Here is a 1,059-nt window from a genome sequence, read left to right as displayed (position 1 = left end):
GTCGTCCACGGCGAACCCGAACGCGCGCTCCTCGGAGTGCCCGTCCGAGTAGACCACCCGGTAGGCGACGCGGTAGTCGCCGTTGGGCAGCCCCTCGCACAGCGGCGCGGAGAAGCCGGGACCGTCCACGGTCCCGGGCTCGGCCTGCCACTGGTTGCCGGCCGCGTCCCTCACCTGGAGCAGGTTCTGGATGCCTTCGCCGTCGATCAGGTCGCCGCTGAAGGTCAGGGCGACCCGCTCGGGCGCGGTGCCGACGGTCTCGTCGACGCCCGGGGACGTGCGGACGAGCTCGTCGTGGGCGGCGGCGGGGGCGGCCCCGGCCAGGGCGAGCGCCGGGATCAGGGCCAGGCCGGCCGCCGTGCGGGCGGCGCGGCCGGCTCCCCGGCGCGGGCGTGCGTTCTCATGGGGGTGATGCATGGTGTCCTCACCGGTCCGCTCGGGTCCGCGGCGGACGCCGCGGGCGGACCGTGCCGAAGGGTCGTCGGGCGCGGTCGGGCCTCGAGGACGCGGGGGGCCGGCGTCGTCAGGCCGCGAGGGCGAAGGGCGGTCCGCGCCGCCCCGGGGTGCCCAGCAGGACGAGGGACTCCGTCGGCCGCGGCGCCGGCAGCGCCGGGACGCGCGCGGGGGACGGAAGCGGGAGCGGGCCGGCGGAGGCGGCGCGCGGGAGCACGGCCTGGAGGACGCGCTCGGCGACGGCGAGCACGAGGGCCTCGCCGCGGCGCAGCACCAGCACGGTGAGCACCGCCGCGGCCGCGTGGGCGGCGAGCATCAGCGGGTCGGCGGCGTGGACGTGTCCGGCGACCGGCCCGGCGCTCACGGAGACCAGGGGTCCCGCCGCGGCGGCGGCGTGGTGGAGGTGGGCCGGGTCGACCCCGGCGGCGGGGGCCACGGCGTGGCCGCCGGCGGCGATCCCGTAGAGCACGTGGAACAGGCCCTGGGCGACGCCGACCGCGGCGGCGGTGCGCCACAGCGAGAGCGCGCGGCCGGCCAGCGCGGTGCACACCGGGGCGGCGAGCACGGCGGCGAAGGCGGCCACGCGGGCGTCCGGCAGGCCGGCCC

General features: G+C 80.1%; 2 protein-coding genes. Both read right to left on the bottom strand.

Annotated features, from left to right (window positions below; all coding sequences use genetic code 11):
• Positions 1–417: copper resistance CopC family protein (locus NWP10_RS12085; protein ID WP_258301065.1), on the bottom strand; the 417-nt coding region annotated here is incomplete at its 3' end.
• 106 nt (positions 418–523) lie between these two features.
• Positions 524–1,059 (bottom strand): hypothetical protein (locus tag NWP10_RS12080; protein WP_258301064.1); only part of this gene is annotated, 536 nt, incomplete at its 5' end.

The sequence above is a fragment of the Micrococcus sp. HG099 genome, from assembly GCF_024723355.1.
Classification (GTDB): domain Bacteria; phylum Actinomycetota; class Actinomycetes; order Actinomycetales; family Micrococcaceae; genus Micrococcus; species Micrococcus endophyticus.
The sequence above is the reverse complement of the archived record's forward strand: the minus strand, read 5'-3'. Positions and strand labels throughout refer to the sequence as shown.